We start from the raw sequence: 17,093 nt of genomic DNA on the forward strand, positions 1-17,093 counted from the left end.
GATCTCGCCATGAGTACACCCGACAGTCTGGCGCACAGCGATGTGGCCTATCAGTTTCACTCTTATACCAACGCTCAGCGTCTGCGCGAAGAAGGCCCTTGCATCATGGCGCGCGGCGATGGCATCCATGTCTATGACACCGAAGGAAAACAGTACATCGAAGGGATGGCGGGCCTCTGGAGCGTAGCCCTGGGGTTCAGCGAGCCGCGTCTGGCCAAAGTCGCCTTCGAGCAAATGCAAAACCTGCCCTTCTATCACACCTTCAGCCAGCGCTCGAATGTGCCGTCGATCGAATTGGCCGAAAAATTGATTGGTTTGACTGGTGGCCGCATGGCCCAGGCGTTCTTTACGAACTCCGGGTCCGAGGCCAATGACACCATCGTCAAGATGGTCTGGTATTACAACAATGCGCTGGGTCGGCCGCTCAAGAAAAAAATCATTGCCCGTGAACGCGCTTACCACGGTGTGACGGTGGCTTCTGCCAGCCTGACCGGTCTGGTTGGTAATCACCGCAGCTTCGATCTGCCACTGCCGCAGGTCCTTCATGCCCGCTGCCCGCACTGGTATCGCGAGGGTCAACCGGGCGAAACCGAGGCCGCATTTGGTGACCGACTGGCCGCTGAACTTGAGGCACTGATCCTGCGGGAAGGTCCCGAGACCGTCGCCGCCTTCATTGGCGAACCCATCATGGGCGCCGGCGGCGTCATCGTGCCGCCCGAGGCATATTGGCCAAAAATGCAGGCCGTCTGCCGGAAATATGATGTGCTGGTGATTGCCGATGAGGTCATTACCGGCTTTGGCCGCACGGGGCATATGTTTGCATCGGATTTGTTTGGTATCGAGCCCGACTTCATGACCTTGTCCAAGCAGCTGACTTCGTCCTATCAACCCCTGGCGGCCGTGCTCATGAATGAGCGCGTGGCCTCTGTTCTGGTGCGTCATAGCGGTGAATTAGGCACCTTCGGCCACGGCTACACCGCCAGCGGCCATCCGGTGGCGGCGGCTGTGGCATTGGAAAACATCCGTATCATCGAAGAACGCGGACTGGTGGATCATGCGGCTGCTGTCGGGGCCGTATTGCAGCGTCGTCTGCGCGCCTTGTCTGATCACCCGCTGGTGGGCGAGGTGCGTGGCGTCGGCCTGATCGCAGCCGTCGAACTGGTCGCGGACAAGGTTACCCGCCAGTCTTTTGACCCTGTGGGTAAAGTCGGAGGGATGTTGCTGCGGCGGGCACAGGCGCATGGTCTGATCTTGCGAAGCATCCAGGACAGCCTGGCTTTTTGTCCGCCTCTGATCATTACCGAAGCACAGATCCATGAGGTGGTGGATCGTTTTGAGCAGTCGCTGGAAGAAACGGCGCGTGCGCTGTAGCAGCCGCAGGCGGTGATGGGCCATCGTATCCGGCCTGTCCCGCCAGCCAGTCACGGAAGTACACCAGGGTGGGCTGGCTCAGCTTGCGCTCGGGAATGATCAGGTGGAACGCGCGTTGGCCAGGGCCGCTGTGCGGATTGAGCACAATCAGGCAGCCGTCCGCCAATTCCTGTTGAATCAAGAATGGTGGAATCAGGGCCACCCCCAGGCCGTCGCTGGCAGCCCGAGCCAGCATAGAAAACAGTTCCAGCCGCATGCCGGCCATATCGCCGGAAGCTGCTTGGCCGGTCGAGGCAAACCATTCGCGCCAGGCCGTGGGGCGGGTGCTTTGTTGCAGCAAGGGCAGGGTGGCGATGGCGGCTGCGTCCAAGGGACCTTCGGCCAGTGCGGGGCTGCAGACCGGCACTGGGTTTTCGTGCATCAGAAAATGTGCCTCGGTCCCCGGCCAGCGGGGGTCGCCGGAATAAATGGCGGCATCGAATTCCGTGTCTTCAAATAAAAAAGGCCGAGTGCGGGTGGCCATATTGACCTGCAGCCCTGGTCGATCCAGGCGTAGATTTTTCAGTCGTGGCAGCAGCCAACGGGTGGCAAAGGTCGGTACCACGGCCAGTTCAAGCACGCCGCCGCTTTGGTGGGCCATCACGGCCTGGGTGTCGCGCTCCAGGGTGTCCAGTTGTCGCCGTACCAGCCTGGCGTAACGCTCGCCGGCATCGGTCAGGCGCACGCCTCGCCGCACGCGCTGGAACAGCGGCACGCCGACCAGGCCCTCCAGTCCCGCGACCTGACGACAGATGGCGCCTTGGGTCAGGGATAGTTCCTGGGCGGCCCGCGTGAAGCTTTCGTGCCTGGCGGCGGCCTCGAAGGCTTGTAGGGCTTGCGTGCTGGGCAGTCGTTTACGCATTTAAAGAGTGTTAAAAAATCACAAATTCAGTAAATTATATCGGTTGTCTATGGAGGAGTCTCGATATAGGATGATAAATCATCACTTATTACCCATTTGTTGACAGGATTACAGGAGATCTCCATGTCCATTTCGCGTCCCCAGTTTCAGTGGCTAGACCCTTTGCTGCTCGATCAGCAGTTGAGCGAGACCGAGCGCATGGTGCGCGATGCCGCCCGTGCCTACGCCCAGGAACGCCTGTTGCCCAGGGTCCAGCAGGCGTTTCGCAAGGAACAGACCGATCCGGCGATCTTCCGTGAAATGGGCGAATTAGGGCTGCTGGGGGCCACGATTCCAGAAGAATTTGGCGGGGCGGCGCTCAACTATGTTTGCTATGGCCTGATCGCCCGCGAAGTCGAACGGGTGGACTCCGGTTACCGTTCGATGATGAGCGTGCAAAGCTCGCTGGTCATGGTGCCGATCAATACCTTCGGCACCCAGGCCCAAAAAGAAAAATACCTGCCTAAGCTCGCTTCCGGTGAATGGGTCGGGTGCTTTGGCCTGACCGAGCCCGATCATGGTTCCGATCCTGGCTCCATGGCAACCCGCGCCCGCAAGGTGCCCGGCGGCTACCAGTTAAGCGGCTCCAAGACCTGGATCACCAATAGCCCGATTGCGGATGTCTTTGTCGTCTGGGCCAAGGACGAGGCTGGCGATATCCGGGGCTTTATCCTGGAAAAAGGCTGGAAAGGCTTGTCCGCGCCAGTGATCCACGGCAAGGTCGGCCTGCGGGCATCCATTACGGGCGAAATCGTGCTGGATGAGGTCTTTGTCCCAGAGGACAATATATTTCCGGATGTGCGTGGCTTGCGCGGCCCCTTCACGTGCCTGAACTCGGCCCGCTACGGCATTGCCTGGGGGGCCTTGGGAGCCGCCGAGGCATGCTATGAAACCGCCCGCCAGTATGTGCTGGACCGCAAACAGTTCAGCCGTCCGCTGGCTGCCAACCAACTGGTCCAGAAAAAACTGGCCGATATGCTGACCGAAATTACCTTGGGCCTGCAGTCCGTGTTGCGGGTGGGCCGCCTGAAAGACGAAGGCCAGGCGCCGGTCGAAATCACGTCCATCATCAAGCGAAACTCCTGCGGCAAGGCCCTGGATATTGCGCGTACTGCCCGTGACATGCTGGGTGGCAACGGTATTTCCGATGAATTCTGCGTTGCCCGCCACCTGGTCAATCTGGAAGTCGTGAATACCTACGAAGGCACGCACGATGTCCACGCCCTCATCCTGGGGCGGGCCATCACCGGCATTGCAGCCTTTTCCAACTAAGGAGGCTGTCATGGCACAGAATCCAGCTCAGTCGCCCATCGGGCAGCCGCAGCTCGCTGATCCCTTGACGTCGCTGTCCGGCGCTCCTCAGGGGGCTTTGTCGGGCATCCGGGTGCTGGATCTGTCGCGGGTCCTGGCCGGGCCATGGGCGACGCAGATCCTGGGCGATCTGGGGGCTGACGTCATCAAGATCGAGCGCCCCGGCAGCGGCGACGATACGCGTGGCTGGGGGCCACCCTGGATGAAGGATGAGCAAGGGCAAGAGTCGCGCGTCGCGGCCTATTATCTGTGCGCCAATCGCAATAAGCGCTCGGTGACGGTGGATATGGCCAGCCCCCAAGGACAGGATTTGATCCGTCAACTGGCCTGCGCTTCCGATGTGCTGGTCGAAAATTTCAAGGTGGGCGGACTGGCGCGTTATGGGCTGGATTATGCCAGCCTGCGGGCGCTGAACCCGCGCCTGGTGTATTGCTCAATCACGGGCTTTGGCCAGACCGGCCCTTATGCCGAACGTGCCGGTTACGATTTTCTGGTCCAGGGCTTGGGGGGGCTGATGAGCGTCACCGGGCGGCCCGACGATGAGCCTGGCGGCGGCCCCATGAAGGTCGGGGTGGCCTTGACCGATATCCTCACTGGGCTTTATGCGGCCAATGCCATTCAGGCTGCCTTGGCTGCCCGCCAGCACACCGGGCTTGGTCAGCATGTGGACATGGCCTTGCTGGATGTGCAATTGGCCTGTCTGGCCAATCAGGCCATGAACTATCTCGCCACGGGCCGCAGCCCGCAGCGTCTGGGCAATGCGCATCCCAGCATCGTGCCCTATCAGGACTTCCCCACGGCGGATGGCTATATGATTCTGGCCGTTGGCAATGACGGTCAGTTTGCCCGTTTCTGCCAGGAGGCCGGGCGGGCGGATCTGGCTGTCGACGCCCGTTTTTCCACCAATCGGGCCAGGGTAGAGCATCGGCAGGAACTGATCCCTATTTTGAGGCATCTGACCACGGCCCGCACCACCGCGCAGTGGATTCAGGCCCTGGAATCCTGCGCCGTGCCGTGTGGTCCCATCAATACCCTGGACCAGGTGTTTGCCGACGAGCAGGTTCTGGCCAGGGGACTGCGCATCGAGATGCCGCACCCCCAGGTAGGACAGGCGTCTTTGGTGGCCAGCCCTATCCGGCTGTCAGAGACGCCGGTGGACTACCGCCTGCCGCCACCTGTGTTGGGGGCGCATACAGATGATGTGCTGGCCGAAATCCTGGGCTTGGATGCGTCGGCGCTGGCGGCGCTGCGCACCGCTGGAACCATCTGAGCCCTTATTTTTTCAGGCGTGCAAAAGCCTCGGCCATCGTCCCTTGCGGGGCTGAGGCGGGGCGACCCTTGCGGTCAGGCTGGCGCGTACCGGTCCGGTGATTGCCGGGGCTGTTGCCTGCACGGCTGGCCGGGCGCGGTTCGGGGTCGTCTTTGCGCATGCTCAGGGCAATGCGCTTGCGCGCTGGGTCAACCTCCAGCACGCGCACTTGCACCGTCTGGCCCACGCGCACTACGTCGCGCGGGTCCTTGACGAATTTATCGGCCAGGGCCGAGACATGCACCAGGCCATCCTGATGCACGCCAATATCGACGAAGGCACCGAAATTGGCCACGTTGCTGACCACGCCTTCCAGGGTCATGCCGGGGATCAAGTCCTTGATGTCGTGTATGCCTTCCTTGAACTGGGCGGTTTTGAATTCCGGGCGCGGGTCGCGGCCCGGTTTTTCCAGTTCGGCAAAAATATCACGCACGGTAGGCAGGCCGAAACGTTCGTTGGTGAAGTCTGCCGGAGACAAGCCTTTCAGGGCCTGAGCCTGGCCCATCAGTTCGTGGGCGGAGCGTCCCGTCTTCAGGATGATCTGCTCGGCCACCGGGTAGGCCTCAGGGTGTACGGACGAGGCATCCAGAGGGTTGTCGGAGCCCGGGATGCGCAAGAATCCGGCGGCTTGTTCAAAGGCTTTTTCACCAAAGCGCGGGACGTCGCGCAGGGCCTTGCGGTTGGGGAATGCTCCATGGGCTTCGCGCCATTGCACGATGTTGCGGGCAAGCGTGATGTTTAGGCCCGACACCCGGGTCAGCAGCGGCGCAGAGGCGGTATTCACATCCACCCCGACCGCGTTCACACAATCTTCGACCACGGCATCCAGGGAATGCGCTAGCTCACGTTGGTTCACGTCGTGCTGGTATTGTCCCACGCCGATCGCCTTGGGTTCAATCTTGACCAGTTCGGCCAGCGGATCTTGCAGACGGCGGGCAATGGATACCGCGCCGCGCAGGCTGACATCCAGGTCTGGAAATTCATGGGCGGCGAGTTCGGAGGCGGAATAGACCGAAGCCCCGGCCTCGGACACGACCACCCGGCTGAAGCTGAGTTCCGGGTGGCGCTCTTGTAGCGTACCCACGAGGCGCTCGGTTTCGCGTGACGCCGTGCCATTGCCAATGGCCACCAGCGCAATCTGGTGGCGTTTGATCAGGGCTGCCAGGGTGCGCAGACTGCCTTCTATGTCTCGGCGTGGTTCAAAAGGGTAAATCGTGGCAGTGTCCAGAACCTTGCCTGTGGCGTCGATGGCGGCGGCCTTGACGCCCGTGCGGATGCCGGGGTCCAGACCCAGTACGGTCTTGGGGCCGGCAGGCGCTGCGAGCAGCAAGTCTTTCAGGTTTGCGGCAAAGACGCGGATGGCTTCAGTCTCGGCGGCTTCGCGCAGGCGGCCGACCAACTCAGTCTCGAAGGCCGTCAGCAGCTTCACGCGCCAGGCCCAGCGGCAGACCTCGGCCAGCCAGTGCTGGCGGGCATCTGCCTGGGTGTCGAAGCGGGCGTCGATTTTCAGAATGTCGGCAACGCGCTGTACGCAGGGGTGCGGGTTCAGGGCTTCGCGTTCGGCGTCCAGCCCTAGGCGCAGATCCAGCACGCCTTGCTGGCGGCCACGCAAGAGCGCCAGAATGCGGTGTGAGGGCAGGGTGCGCAGGGCTTCGTTGAAATCGAACCAGTCGCGAAATTTCTCGCCCTCGTTTTCTTTGCCGGACACCACCTTGGCGATCAGCAGGCCGGTGTTCCAGAGTTCGCTGCGCAAGGTCTCCAGCAGTCCGGCGTCTTCGGCAAAGCGTTCGCTCAGAATATCGCGAGCCCCATTCAGCACCGCTTTGGTGTCGGCGAAACCCGCATCGACATTCAGATAGTCTGCCGCCAGCGCCTGCGGGTCGACCCCAGCCTCGCTCAGCAGACGTTCGGCCAGGGGCTCCAGCCCTGCTTCGCGGGCGATCTGGGCGCGGGTGCGGCGCTTGGGCTTGTAGGGGGCGTACAGGTCTTCCAGGCGCTGTTTGCTGTCGGCTGCCAGGATCTGGGCTTGCAGGGCATCGTCCAGCTTGCCTTGCTGGGTAATGGAATCCAGGATGGCGATGCGCCGACCCTCCAGTTCGCGGATATACAGCAGGCGGACTTCCAGCAGGCGCAATACGGTGTCGTCCAGCCCGCCGGTGACCTCTTTACGGTAGCGGGCAATAAAGGGCACGGTTGCGCCGGAATCCAGCAGGTCAACCGCAGCGGCGATCTGGGCTGGTCGGGCATCCAACTCGGCGTCCAGCAGGCGCAGGACACGGGCTGGATCGACCTGATGGGCGGTGGGGGTGTTCGAGGCAGAGGACATACGGGCGGCCTAAAATAAAACGAAGTCTAAGCGGCGCATTTTGCCATACCATGCCGTTTTTGGGCCTTGGCCTGGCGTATCATCCCCCTGATCCATGTCTTTTTATCCAGTGTTTTCTCATGTCCAGCTCCGACCTGACCGAAGTCTTTGGCCCTGATGGCCCCTTGGCGCGCCGCTTGCCGGGCTATGCCTTGCGCCAGGCTCAGCAGGATCTCGCTCAGGCGATCCAAGCGGCAATAGAGTCCGGCGATGTGCTGGTGGCCGAAGCCGGCACCGGCACCGGCAAGACCTGGGCCTATCTGGTGCCGGCTTTTTTGCTAGGCGAAAAAACGCTGATCTCCACTGGCACGCGCACCTTGCAGGATCAGCTTTACCGCCGCGATATCCCGCGCCTACGAGACGCCCTGGCCTTGTCCGTGAATGTGGCTTTACTCAAAGGCCGCAGCAATTATGTGTGCCACTATCACCTCGAAAGGCTGGAGCAAGACGATAGGGGCCTGAAGTCGCACGACGAAATCGCCCAGTTGCGCAAGATCCGGCAGTTCACCCAGATCAGCCAGACCGGCGACAAAGCTGACTTGCCCGGCGTGCCTGAAACTGCCGATATCTGGAATCGGGTCACGTCCACGCGGGAAAACTGCCTGGGCCAGGATTGCCCGTTCGTGCGGGATTGTTTTTTGCTCAAGGCCCGTCGCCATGCCCAGGAGGCCGATGTGGTGGTGGTCAATCATGCCTTGTTCATGGCGGATCTGGCCTTGCATGAAGAAGGGATTCCAGACCTGCTGCCTGAGACTCGCTTGGTCGTGTTTGACGAAGCGCACCAGTTGCCGGAAACCGCCACGCGGTTTTTAGGGCAAAGCCTGTCCTTGCATCAGGTCCTGGATTGTGCCCGTCAGGCCGAGGCTGCCGGTCTGGCCCACGCACGCGAGGCCGCCCGTTGGTCGGAACGCAGTCAGGCCCTTGAGGCCGCCGCGCGGGAGTTGCGTCTTGTCAGCGCTGCCGTGGGGCGGATGCCGGGTGCGCGCGCCACCTTTGATCAAATTCCCGATACAGACCAATTCGATCCGGTGCTGGATCGTCTGGGGCAGGAGCTTGATGCCCTGGCCGAGGCCCTGGGCACCCAAGAAGAACGCCACCCCGATCTGGCGGCGGCGGCCCGCACGGCACGTTTGTTGCGTGCGCGTCTGGTGCAATGGGCCCAGCCCCCCCGAGGCCAGCCTGAGCCCGCCGATCAGGCTGCCGTGCGCTGGATAGAACACAGCCAGCATTCAGTGCGGCTGCATCGGGCGCCATTATCGGTGGCACGGGTTTTTTCTGGTTTTAAGCGGCCCGAACAAGCATGGGTGCTGACCTCCGCGACCTTGTCGGTACGCAGTGATTTTTCGCATTTTCAGCATCAACTGGGCTTGCACGGCGCCCAGACCGCCAGTTGGGCTTCGCCCTTTGATTATCCGGCCCAAGGCCTGCTGTATGTCCCGCAGGGCCTGCCCTGGCCCAGCGATCCCAAGTTTACCGACGCCTTTGCCCAGGCTTTGATTCCGCTGGTGGATGCCTGTGCCGGGGGCGTGTTGGTGCTGTGCACCACGCTGCGTGCCGTGGATCGGGTGGCCGATCAGTTGTTGCGCGGCCTGCTGTCGTCGGACAGGGCGGTGATGCGCCAGGGCGAGGCCAGCCGGGGGGCCTTGCTAGAGCGTTTTCGGGCCGGCGGCAATGCCGTGTTGGTGGGCAGTACCAGCTTCTGGGAGGGCGTCGATGTGCCGGGCGATGCCTTGACGCTGGTGGCAATTGATAAGCTGCCCTTTGCGCCGCCCGATGATCCAGTGCTGGAGGCCCGGCTGAATGCCTGTCGGGCCGAGGGGGGCAATCCATTCATGGAATACCAATTGCCACAGGCTGCCCTGCTGCTTAAACAGGGGGCCGGGCGCCTGATTCGATCCGAATCGGATTGGGGGGTATTGCTGGTGGGGGATGGGCGCTTGGTGGACAAGCCCTATGGACGCCTGCTGTGGCAGGGCTTGCCGCCTTTTGCTCGGACCCGGGATGCCGCCGTGGCAGCAGACTTCCTGCAGCACCCTCCGTTGGCGGATGCTGCAGCGCAGTTGGATATGGACGAGTGATTACAGCCAGTTGATGGGGTTCCAGTAATTGACGGGCTCGTCCAGGCCCTGCTGGTGGTATTTGCTGTTGGGAAAGTTCTGGTCCAGCACGCGCCTTGCGTCGGCCGCCAGCTCTGGCAACTGCAGCTTTTCGTAGCTGAGCATCATCAGATACAGGGCTTTTTCAGCGATCGGGGCGCCTTCGAAGTCCGTGACGACGGTCTGGGCTCGGTTGGCTGCTGCCACGTAGGCACCGCGCTTGTAGTAGTACTGTGCAACGTGGATTTCATTTTCGGCAATCGTGTTGACCAGCCAGGCGGCGCGCTTGCGGGCGTCCGGGGTGTAGCGGCTGTCTGGATAGCGCTGGATCAGCTCATTGAAGGCCTCGTAGGATTCGCGCAGCCCCTTGGGATCGCGTTCGCTGGGGTCCTGGCGGGTCACATTGGACAAAATGGCGCTGGGCGGCGTAAACGTGATCATGCCCTTCAGGTACAGCATGTAGTCCGTGCCTGGATGGTTCGGGTACTGCTGCATGAAACGATCGATGCTGGCCCGGGCCTGTTCGGGCTCTTCGTCTTTCCAGTTGACGTAGGCTTGGTCGATCAGGGCTTGCTGGGCATAGAGCCCGAATGGATAGCGAGCCTCCAGGGATTCCAGGTTCTTGCGGGCCTCGGACCAGTTGTTTGAACTCATGTCGGCGCGGGCCTGGGTATACAGGCGTTCGGCGCTCCAGCCGGCAGTGGGGTCGACTTTCCCAGAGGTGGTGCTGCAGCCAGCCACCAGTGCCAGGCACAGGCTGGCCAGCGCCAAGCGCGTGAGGGATGACAGGGGTTTCAGTAAAGCAAGTGCATGCGCGGCCACGGGACATCCTTGTTCAAGGTGTTAGCATTGTCGGCAGATTATATGATTTGTCGCCATGTCTGACACAGAACCCGTTATTGAAGACCTCTCCACCGAGGATATCTTGTTGTTTCAGCTGCCCTTGCTGGCCTTGCCCGATCGCTTGGACAAGGTTCTGGCACGTTTGCTGCCGCAGCATTCGCGCAGCCGCCTGCAGGCCTGGATCGAAGGTGGCCATGTGCAGGTGGATGGGGTTGTCGGGCGGGTGCGGTCCCGGGTCGGACCAGGGGCGCGTATCCAGGTCTGGCCGCAGCAGGCCCCCGAAGACCTGGCCTTTGTGCCCGAGCCCGTCGATTTTCAGGTGGTGGCCGAATCCCCCGACTGGGTCGTGGTGAATAAACCTGCCGGCCTGGTGACACACCCCGGCGCCGGCAACTGGCATGGCACCTTGCTCAATGGCCTGCTGTTCCGCTATCCAGAACTGCTGCATGTGGCGCGGGCCGGTATTGTGCATAGACTGGACAAAGACACCTCTGGCTTGCTGGTGGTGGCGCGCACCGAAATCGCCCAGACCGCCCTGGTGCGTCAGTTGCAGGCGCGCACCGTCAAGCGCGAATACTGTGCCCTGGTGCATGGCACCCTGATGGGCCAAGGGCGGGTAGATGCGCCGATTGGGCGTGATGCCCGGGTGCCGGTGCGCATGAGCGCAGAGCATCCCATTGCCCCCAAGCCCGCCATCACACACTACGAGGCCCAGCGCATTGGGCACTGGCAGGATCAGGCCGTATCACAGGTGATTTGTCACCTGGAGACTGGCCGTACCCATCAAATCCGGGTGCATATGGCCTTGTTGCACCATGCTTTGCTGGGCGACAGCGTATATGGCGGACGTGCTATTGCCCAAGCGACCCGACAGATGCTGCACGCCCGCGCACTCAGCTTCCAGGACCCGGACAGCGGTCATTGGCAGTCCTACACGGCGGACCTGCCCGCTGATTTTCAGACTTGCCAAGCACAGATTTCCTGGCAGGCTGCGCGATGACGGCCAGGCTACTGTCCTGGGATAGTGGCCTGGCTGCTGTCACCGGCACACCTTGGCCGGGGGTGCGGTATTTCTCCACCTGTCGTATCGGGGGGATCAGCCTGCCCCCCTGGGACAGCCTCAATCTGGGTCTACATGTGGGCGATGATCCCGCGCACGTCATCCACAATCGGGCAAGTCTGCTGGCGGTGTTGCCAGGACAGCCCGTGTGGCTTGATCAAGTGCATGGCACCGGTGTCTGGGATGCTGCGCAGGGCGTATTGCTGAATTCGAAAGAAGCAGCAGCCGTCGATGTGCTGCCGCTTACGCTCACCGGAGCGCCTTGTGCCGATGCTTCCATCACTTGTCTTAAAGCTCAGCCGCTGGCGATTTTGACGGCGGATTGTTTGCCTGTGGTGCTGTCCGATCAGGACGGCACCGTGCTGGGGGCGGCCCATGCCGGTTGGCGTGGTCTGGCGGCAGGTGTGCTGGAAAATACCCTGGCGGCCTTGCGCCGACAGGCGCCCGCAGCCCGGGGGTGGCGGGCCTGGGTCGGGCCAGCCATTGGGCCGGAAGTCTTCGAGGTTGGCGACGAGGTTCGTCAGGCTTTTGTGGGTCGGCAGGCGGCCCATGCCGCGTGCTTTGTACCCGCAGGGCGGCGGGGCCATTGGTTGGCCGACCTGGCGGGCTTGGCCCGTCATAGGCTGCAGGCGGCTGGGGTGGACCACATCGAACTCAGCAGGCAATGCACGTATCAGCAGCCCGATCAGTACTTTTCTTATCGTAGACAAGTACCCACAGGTCGTCAGGCAACGGTGGCTTGGCTGGTATGATACAAATAGAATGATTTCTGCTTCGATGGTGCTTGTCAGGGGTAGCGATTTACCCGGATTGACGCGGCGCATCAAGCTGTCAGAATGGTTGGCACATAGATCACAAAGCCTTGTATGGCTTTACTAGGGCGGGGGATGCAGTGAGCAATACCAATTCATCTCAGCAGGCGTCACCGTCCGATGCCTCTGCCGAGCGCTTGGCCGAGATTCAATCCGGTTTCTTGCGCGATTGGCAGGCATTGCTGACACAGGCAAAGCAAGGTTCTTTGGCACCGCTGTCCGACCGCCGTTTTGCGTCGGATGCCTGGTCCGAGAGCCCCCAATCTTTATTTTCGGCGCATGCCTATCTCATTGTGGCGCGTGCGCTGCAGCAGCTCGCCCAGGCCGCCGATGTCGGCGATTCCATGCGCGAACGCCTGCAGTTCGCCGTCATGCAATGGGTCGAGGCCGCAGCACCTTCCAATTACCTGGTCAGCAACCCGGACGCCATCCAGGAGTTCGTGCGAACGGGCGGCGAGTCCTTGCAAAAAGGCATAACCAATCTGCTGCACGATGTCCGCCGAAAACGCATTACCCAGACCGATGAATCCGCTTTTGTGCCAGGCGAAAACCTGGCCATGACACCGGGTGCCGTGGTCTATGAAAACCCCCTGATGCAGATCATCCGCTATCAGCCGGCAGGGGCGCAGGTATACCAGCGCCCTCTGTTGATGGTGCCGCCTTGCATCAATAAATACTACATACTGGATCTGCAGCCGGGCAATTCCCTGGTGCGTCATGCCGTACAGGCTGGTTTTCAGGTATTCATGATTTCCTGGCGCAATCCGCGCCCGGATGACGCCGATCCTATCGACACCAAGACTTGGGATGATTACATCCAGGACGGTGTTCTGCAGGCCATCCAGGTTGTCTGCGATATCAGCCGTCAGCCCCAGATCAATGCCCTGGGCTTTTGCGTGGGGGGTACCTTGTTGTCCACTGCGCTGGCAGTGGCTCGGGCGCGTGGTCAGGACCCCGTGGCGGCACTCACCCTGCTCACCACTTTTCTGGATTTTCGCGATACCGGCATTCTGGATGTCTTTGTCGACGAATGGCATGCGCGTACGCGCGATCAGCAGCTCGGCCAAGGCGGTCTGATGACCGCAGGCGAACTCTCCACAACCTTTTCTTTCCTGCGGCCCTCCGAACTCGTCTGGAATTACGTTGGCTCTAATTACTTGATGGGGCAAGCGCCCCGGGCCTTCGATCTGCTGGCTTGGAATGCCGATGGCACAAATTTGCCCGGCCCCTTCTTTACTTGGTATTTCCGTAACACGTATCTGGAAAACCAGCTGAAAACAGGGTATTTGGACGTTTGCGACCAGGTAGTGGATTTCCGTTCACTGGATATGCCGACCTATCTGTATGCCTCGCGCGATGACCACATCGTGCCTTGGACCTCGGCGTATGCCTCGACACTGTTATTGCGCGGGCCGCTGCGGTTCGTCTTGGGGGAATCCGGCCATATTGCCGGGGTTATCAATTCCCCCGAGCGCCAGCGCCGGGGCTACTGGTCCCAGGATGCGGGTGTCTTGCCCAGCGACCCGGATAAATGGCTGGATGCCGCCGCCCATACCAAAGGCAGCTGGTGGCCTGATTGGCTGGATTGGCTGGCAAGGCACGCCGGCCCCATGCAGCGCGCTGCGCGCAGCCTGGGCACTAAAAAATACCCCTCGATAGAGCCCGCCCCTGGGCGCTACGTCAAAGTGAAAGCAGACTGAAGGAGATCCTATGAGCGGAAAACTGGCTTACGTTACTGGTGGCATGGGTGGCATCGGTACATCCATTTGCCAACGCCTGGCCAAAGAAGGCTTTACCGTGGTGGCGGGTTGCGGCCCCAGCCGCGATCACGCCAAATGGCTCGCCGAGCAAGCGGCCCTGGGCTATAAATTTCATGCCTCGGTCGGCAATGTGTCCGATTGGGAATCCACGGTCCAGGCCTTTATCGACATCAAGGAAAAACACGGCCCGGTGGATGTGCTGGTCAATAATGCCGGTATCACCCGCGATGGCTTGTTTCGCAAGATGTCCCAGGACGACTGGCGTACCGTCATCGACACAAACCTGAACAGCCTGTTCAATGTCACCAAGCAGGTGATTGACGATATGGTTGATCGCCAATGGGGTCGGATCATCAATATCAGTTCCGTCAATGGCCAAAAAGGCCAGTTCGGCCAGACCAACTACTCCACGGCAAAAGCCGGCATCCATGGCTTTACCATGGCCTTGGCCCAAGAAGTCGCTGGCAAGGGCGTGACGGTCAACACGGTGTCACCGGGCTATATCGGTACTGACATGGTGCGGTCCATCCGTCCCGATGTGCTGGAAAAAATCGTTGCCACCATCCCCGTCAAACGCCTGGGCACCCCCGAGGAAATCGGTTCTATCGTGGCTTGGCTGGCCTCTGACGACGCAGGCTTTGCCACTGGGGCGGATTTTTCGCTCAATGGCGGCCTGCACATGGGTTGATGCCGATGCCTCACGCTGCAGATTCTTCCCAATCCACCCGCTTGATCAAGAAATACCCCAATCGGCGGCTTTATGATACCCAGTCCAGCGCCTACATCACCTTGGCTGATGTGAAGCAGCTGGTGCTGGATAACGAGGATTTCCAGGTGGTTGACGCCAAGTCCGGCGGCGACCTGACCCGCAGCATTCTGCTGCAGATCATCCTGGAGGAAGAGTCTGGCGGGATGCCTATGTTCTCGGCCACGGCGCTGGCCCAGATCATCCGCTTCTATGGCCACGCCATGCAGGGCGTCATGGGCACTTTCCTGGAGAAAAACATCCAGATGCTCATGGACGTCCAGGATCGGATGACTGGGCAGTCCCAGGACTTGTACCAACAGCACTTTGGCCCTGAAGCCTGGGCCCAGCTCATGAGCATGCAGACCCCGGCCCTGCAGAACATGATGAACAACTATCTTGAACAAAGCCGTAGCGTGTTTGTGCAGATGCAGGACCAGATGCAGGACCAGACGCGTAATTTATTTACTGGATTTCCCTTTCCAGGTCCGTCCGACACGTCTGGAAAGAAATCCTGAATTTCGTTTAAGTGATATTTTCTTTTAGCCATCATCAGCTAAATGGTCTTTTGTTCACCGGAAACGGGATGCCAAGCATCCCGTTTTTGCTTGAAAATGCCTGATGAATCCGCTGAAACAGGTGTATATTGATCGCAATTGAAATTAACGAGAATCATTCCCTTTTTCAATCAGGAGACTATTTGATGGTTAAAAAACTGCTCATTGCAATGGCTGGCCTGGGGCTGGCGTCTTCCGCCCTGGCCGCCGAATACCCCATCGGCGAGCCTGCTGAGCTGCATGGCCTGGAGATTGCCGCCGTGTATTTGCAGCCTGTCGTGATGGAGCCCGAGGGCATGATGCGCGCGGCCAAGGACTCGGATGTCCACCTCGAAGCCGATATTCATGCGACCGCCGACAATACCAATGGCCTGCCTGAGGGCGCCTGGGCGCCTTACCTCAATATCCAGTATGTGCTTCAAAAACAAGGCAGTGATCGGGTCATCAAAGGCGACTTCATGCCCATGGTGGCCAACGATGGCCCGCATTATGGCGATAACGTCAAGCTGGATGGCCCGGGGAAATACCAGCTGACCTTTATCATCGGTTCGCCCGAAGCCGCATCCGGCAATCATTTTGGCCGCCACGTCGATAAAGAAACTGGCGTTGCGCCATGGTTCCAGCCCTTCGAAGTCAAATATGAGTTCGTCTTTGCCGGCACCGGCAAGAAAGGCGGATACTGAGATGCGTGCCCGGCTGGCGGTCCTGCTGTTGGCGCTGACGGGCTGGCTGGCGCCTTGGTCTGGCGCCTGGGCCGATATGCCGGTCTATCAGCTGACTTTCAAGGCTGACGGCACTTTCGAGCCTGTCCGGCTCGAGGTTCCTGCCGGGCGCTTCAAGATCATACTGATCAACGAAAGCACCGAGGCAGTCGAATTCGAGAGCCTGCCCCTGCGCAAGGAAAAAGTCCTGGGACCGGGGGTGACCTCGTTTGTCGTTCTGTCCCTGTCGCGCCCAGGCGAATATCCTTTTTTTGATGATTTTCATCCTCAGGTCAAAGGCACGCTCGTCGTGCTGCCCAAGCCCTGAGCTTCCCTGGTTGAATCATGGAACAAGTCGCCTTCATCGTCTGGCGTGAAAGTGTCGAAGCCCTTCTGGTGGTCGGGATTCTCTATGCCTGGCTGCGCGCCTCGCCTGAAGGTCGGCGCGGCCTGCCCTGGTTATGGGGCGGGGTGGGGGCCGGTTTATTGCTGGCTGGGGCATTGGCGCTGGTTTTGCTGGGGGTGGCTTCCTGGCTGTCGGATACCGGTCAGGAGTGGTTTCAGATCATCATGGCGCTGGTCGCCTGTGCCTTGGTGGTGCAAATGGTCATCTGGATGCGCCAGCATGGCCGCAGCCTTCGACGCCAGCTCGAAACCGGGGCGGCTCAAAACCTGGGCGGCGACCACTGGTGGGGGCTGCTGGTGCTGGTGATGATTGCCGTGGCTCGCGAGGGCAGCGAAACCGTGGTGTTTCTTTATGGCACGGTACTGTCCGCCTCGGACGGCAATGCCCTGGGGGGGCTGCTGCTGGCTGGCTTCGGTGGTTTTGTGGCGGCGCTGTTTACATTTTGGCTGCTGCAACTGGGGGGGCGTGTGATCACCTGGCGGCGCTTTTTCAGGCTGACCGAAATCTTGCTGCTGTTGCTGGCCGGGGCCTTGCTGGTGTCCGCCACGGATCGTCTGATTTCCCTGGATATACTGCCCGCGCTGATGGACCCGGTATGGGATAGCAGCAGCCTGTTGGATACCCAGACCACGCTGGGGCGTGTGCTGGCTGACTTTGCCGGTTATCGGGCTTATCCAGCCTTGTCCCAGGTATTGATCTGGTTGGCGTACTGGGGCGTGGTGTGGTGGCTGTTGCGCCGTGCGTCCAGTTCCGTGCCTGGGACGACTGCCGCCGCGCGGGTTCAGGTGGCGCCGCAGAAATCTTCCTTCTGATATCA

At 60.8% G+C, this 17,093-nt stretch carries 15 protein-coding genes; 12 read left to right on the forward strand and 3 right to left on the reverse strand.

All coding sequences use genetic code 11. The features are described 5' to 3' along the window. The first annotated feature begins 9 nt into the window (after positions 1 to 9). Positions 10 to 1,371: an aspartate aminotransferase family protein gene (locus tag VDP81_RS13115; protein ID WP_323012564.1), complete on the forward strand. Its 1,362-nt coding sequence runs from the start codon at positions 10 to 12 to the stop codon at positions 1,369 to 1,371. Here the strand turns inward: VDP81_RS13115 and VDP81_RS13120 are convergent. Next, the gene (locus VDP81_RS13120; RefSeq protein ID WP_323012565.1) at positions 1,298 to 2,272 is read right to left on the reverse strand and encodes a LysR family transcriptional regulator; all 975 of its coding nucleotides are present in this window, start codon (positions 2,270 to 2,272) and stop codon (positions 1,298 to 1,300) included. The two genes, VDP81_RS13115 and VDP81_RS13120, sit on opposite strands and share 74 nt — an antisense overlap. A 123-nt stretch (positions 2,273 to 2,395) precedes the next feature. Between VDP81_RS13120 and VDP81_RS13125 the strand changes: the two genes are divergently transcribed. Together VDP81_RS13125 and VDP81_RS13130 are read left to right on the forward strand one after the other, a co-directional pair. Continuing rightward, positions 2,396 to 3,583, forward strand: a complete 1,188-nt coding sequence (locus VDP81_RS13125; RefSeq protein WP_323012566.1) for an acyl-CoA dehydrogenase — start codon at positions 2,396 to 2,398, stop codon at positions 3,581 to 3,583. A 10-nt stretch (positions 3,584 to 3,593) separates the two neighbouring features. Next, positions 3,594 to 4,892, forward strand: coding sequence for a CaiB/BaiF CoA-transferase family protein (locus VDP81_RS13130; RefSeq protein ID WP_323012567.1), 1,299 nt, complete (start codon positions 3,594 to 3,596; stop codon positions 4,890 to 4,892). A gap of 4 nt (positions 4,893 to 4,896) precedes the next feature. On the opposite strand, the gene VDP81_RS13135 is transcribed toward VDP81_RS13130, so the two are convergent. After that, entirely contained in the window at positions 4,897 to 7,257 is a 2,361-nt protein-coding gene (locus VDP81_RS13135; RefSeq protein WP_323012568.1) for a Tex family protein, read from the reverse strand. A 119-nt stretch (positions 7,258 to 7,376) separates the two neighbouring features. On the opposite strand from VDP81_RS13135, the gene VDP81_RS13140 reads away from it, so the two are divergent. Then, a complete protein-coding gene (locus VDP81_RS13140; protein WP_323012569.1) occupies positions 7,377 to 9,374 on the forward strand; it encodes an ATP-dependent DNA helicase in 1,998 nt (665 codons plus the stop codon). On the opposite strand, the gene VDP81_RS13145 is transcribed toward VDP81_RS13140, so the two are convergent. After that, on the reverse strand, positions 9,375 to 10,214 hold the full coding sequence (locus VDP81_RS13145; RefSeq protein ID WP_416233256.1) for an outer membrane protein assembly factor BamD: 840 nt from the start codon (positions 10,212 to 10,214) through the stop codon (positions 9,375 to 9,377). A 55-nt stretch (positions 10,215 to 10,269) separates the two neighbouring features. Between VDP81_RS13145 and VDP81_RS13150 the strand changes: the two genes are divergently transcribed. The 8 genes from VDP81_RS13150 (at position 10,270) to VDP81_RS13185 (ending at position 17,088) form a co-directional block, all read left to right on the forward strand. Continuing rightward, positions 10,270 to 11,235, forward strand: coding sequence for an RluA family pseudouridine synthase (locus VDP81_RS13150; protein WP_323012570.1), 966 nt, complete (start codon positions 10,270 to 10,272; stop codon positions 11,233 to 11,235). After that, positions 11,232 to 12,047, forward strand: coding sequence for a peptidoglycan editing factor PgeF (pgeF, locus tag VDP81_RS13155; RefSeq protein ID WP_323012571.1), 816 nt, complete (start codon positions 11,232 to 11,234; stop codon positions 12,045 to 12,047). Before VDP81_RS13150 ends, pgeF begins: the two co-directional genes overlap by 4 nt. Before the next feature lie 140 nt (positions 12,048 to 12,187). Continuing rightward, complete coding sequence (locus tag VDP81_RS13160) at positions 12,188 to 13,807, forward strand: class I poly(R)-hydroxyalkanoic acid synthase (protein WP_323012572.1); 1,620 nt, start codon at positions 12,188 to 12,190, stop codon at positions 13,805 to 13,807. A gap of 10 nt (positions 13,808 to 13,817) precedes the next feature. Beyond that, complete coding sequence (phbB, locus tag VDP81_RS13165) at positions 13,818 to 14,555, forward strand: acetoacetyl-CoA reductase (protein WP_323012573.1); 738 nt, start codon at positions 13,818 to 13,820, stop codon at positions 14,553 to 14,555. A 5-nt stretch (positions 14,556 to 14,560) separates the two neighbouring features. After that, complete coding sequence (phaR, locus tag VDP81_RS13170) at positions 14,561 to 15,130, forward strand: polyhydroxyalkanoate synthesis repressor PhaR (protein ID WP_322997298.1); 570 nt, start codon at positions 14,561 to 14,563, stop codon at positions 15,128 to 15,130. A 185-nt stretch (positions 15,131 to 15,315) separates the two neighbouring features. Continuing rightward, positions 15,316 to 15,852, forward strand: coding sequence for an iron transporter (locus VDP81_RS13175; protein WP_322997299.1), 537 nt, complete (start codon positions 15,316 to 15,318; stop codon positions 15,850 to 15,852). Between the two features lies 1 nt (position 15,853). Beyond that, complete coding sequence (locus VDP81_RS13180; protein ID WP_322997300.1) at positions 15,854 to 16,198, forward strand: cupredoxin domain-containing protein; 345 nt, start codon at positions 15,854 to 15,856, stop codon at positions 16,196 to 16,198. A gap of 17 nt (positions 16,199 to 16,215) precedes the next feature. Beyond that, on the forward strand, positions 16,216 to 17,088 hold the full coding sequence (locus VDP81_RS13185; protein ID WP_323012574.1) for an FTR1 family iron permease: 873 nt from the start codon (positions 16,216 to 16,218) through the stop codon (positions 17,086 to 17,088). Positions 17,089 to 17,093 lie beyond the last annotated feature (5 nt).

The sequence above is a fragment of the Castellaniella sp. genome, from assembly GCF_034675845.1.
GTDB lineage: Bacteria > Pseudomonadota > Gammaproteobacteria > Burkholderiales > Burkholderiaceae_B > Castellaniella.

What these genes read in the sequence shown, in the direction of transcription:
- VDP81_RS13115 (WP_323012564.1), top strand. Translation starts at nt 10, where the DNA reads ATGAGTACACCCGACAGTCTGGCGCACAGCGATGTGGCCTATCAGTTT.
- VDP81_RS13120 (WP_323012565.1), bottom strand. Translation starts at nt 2,272, where the DNA reads ATGCGTAAACGACTGCCCAGCACGCAAGCCCTACAAGCCTTCGAGGCC.
- VDP81_RS13125 (WP_323012566.1), top strand. Translation starts at nt 2,396, where the DNA reads ATGTCCATTTCGCGTCCCCAGTTTCAGTGGCTAGACCCTTTGCTGCTC.
- VDP81_RS13130 (WP_323012567.1), top strand. Translation starts at nt 3,594, where the DNA reads ATGGCACAGAATCCAGCTCAGTCGCCCATCGGGCAGCCGCAGCTCGCT.
- VDP81_RS13135 (WP_323012568.1), bottom strand. Translation starts at nt 7,257, where the DNA reads ATGTCCTCTGCCTCGAACACCCCCACCGCCCATCAGGTCGATCCAGCC.
- VDP81_RS13140 (WP_323012569.1), top strand. Translation starts at nt 7,377, where the DNA reads ATGTCCAGCTCCGACCTGACCGAAGTCTTTGGCCCTGATGGCCCCTTG.
- VDP81_RS13150 (WP_323012570.1), top strand. Translation starts at nt 10,270, where the DNA reads ATGTCTGACACAGAACCCGTTATTGAAGACCTCTCCACCGAGGATATC.
- pgeF (WP_323012571.1), top strand. Translation starts at nt 11,232, where the DNA reads ATGACGGCCAGGCTACTGTCCTGGGATAGTGGCCTGGCTGCTGTCACC.
- phbB (WP_323012573.1), top strand. Translation starts at nt 13,818, where the DNA reads ATGAGCGGAAAACTGGCTTACGTTACTGGTGGCATGGGTGGCATCGGT.
- phaR (WP_322997298.1), top strand. Translation starts at nt 14,561, where the DNA reads ATGCCTCACGCTGCAGATTCTTCCCAATCCACCCGCTTGATCAAGAAA.
- VDP81_RS13175 (WP_322997299.1), top strand. Translation starts at nt 15,316, where the DNA reads ATGGTTAAAAAACTGCTCATTGCAATGGCTGGCCTGGGGCTGGCGTCT.
- VDP81_RS13180 (WP_322997300.1), top strand. Translation starts at nt 15,854, where the DNA reads ATGCGTGCCCGGCTGGCGGTCCTGCTGTTGGCGCTGACGGGCTGGCTG.
- VDP81_RS13185 (WP_323012574.1), top strand. Translation starts at nt 16,216, where the DNA reads ATGGAACAAGTCGCCTTCATCGTCTGGCGTGAAAGTGTCGAAGCCCTT.